The organism is Jujubicoccus corallicola (genome assembly GCF_047345645.1).
Lineage (GTDB): Bacteria > Pseudomonadota > Alphaproteobacteria > Rhodobacterales > Rhodobacteraceae > JBLEFH01.
Window position 1 is genome coordinate 1 of the sequence record NZ_JBLEFH010000019.1, and the last position, 1,102, is coordinate 1,102.

Sequence of the window (1,102 nt, forward strand, 5' to 3'; positions counted from 1 at the left end):
CCTCATCGACGCAATAGACCAGCGCATCCTCGGGACGCGGCGAGTCCTCGACGGTGAAGAGATCGCCCTCGGGATCGATACAGACCGCGAGATAGCCTTCGCCGGTCAGCAGATTGTCCCCGGCATCGATCGTCATCGCGAGCGAGGCGAAATCCTCGCCATCATAGGTCGCATTGAGACCGTATTTGACGCTCTCATCGGGCAGGCTCGCACAGATCGTCTCGATCGTGTTGGTCGCCCCGCAGATGTCCATGGTGACCAGTGCGGTGTCGGTCGCGCCATTGGCCGCGGTCACTTCATAGGTGAAGCTGTCCGTGGCTTTCTCGCCGATCACGAGATCCGCATAGGCCGCGATGCCGTCGAAGGTCAGCGTGCCATCGGCGTTGAGCGTGACGCTCGCGCCCGAGGCCAGCGTGACCGACTGACCGGCGGAAATGGTCTGGCCGTTGATCGCGGTGACACTGGTGCCCTCCGCGTCGTTTTCCAGCACATCAATCGCCTTGGTCTCGTCGGCGCAGACGCCCGCTTCGTCGTCATTGGCTTCGGTCGCGGTGCGGATCACACCGGCATCGACGGTCAGGTTCTGCTCGCCAATCGCCAGCGTGTAGCTGCCGGTCTGGCCGGTGGTCTCATTGGCATCGGAATCGACCGCGTCATTGCTGCCCGCATTGGCCGAGGTGAATTCGAACCCGTCATCGAGATCGAAATCGACCACATAGCTGCCCGCCGCGAGACCGGTGAAGAGGTATTTCCCGTTCGCATCGGTCGTCGTGGTTTTGACGGTGGTGCCATTCTGCACGAGCCGCACGGTTTGACCCGCCACCCCGGCTTCATTCGCATCCTGCACGCCATTGCCATTGTCGTCGAACCAGACGGTGTCGCCGAGCGACGCATCGCCGGTGTCGATCTGCACCAGCCCTGCATCGACGTCACGCTCCGCTTCGCCGATATCCAAGGTAACCGTGCCGGTCAGACCACTCGCAACATTGGCATCGGAGTCGCTGTTCACCGCATCCGCCGCAACGGTGCTGGCCTCAGTGAACTCATACCCATCCGGGGTCGTGAACCGGACCTGATAATCGCCCGCCGCGAGACCGTCGAA

General features: G+C 62.5%; 1 protein-coding gene. It reads right to left on the reverse strand.

The window, feature by feature from the left end; translation table 11 throughout:
* The coding region (locus ACMA5I_RS15920; protein ID WP_525887263.1) for an SdrD B-like domain-containing protein at positions 1-1,102 on the reverse strand (1,102 nt) is incomplete at both ends.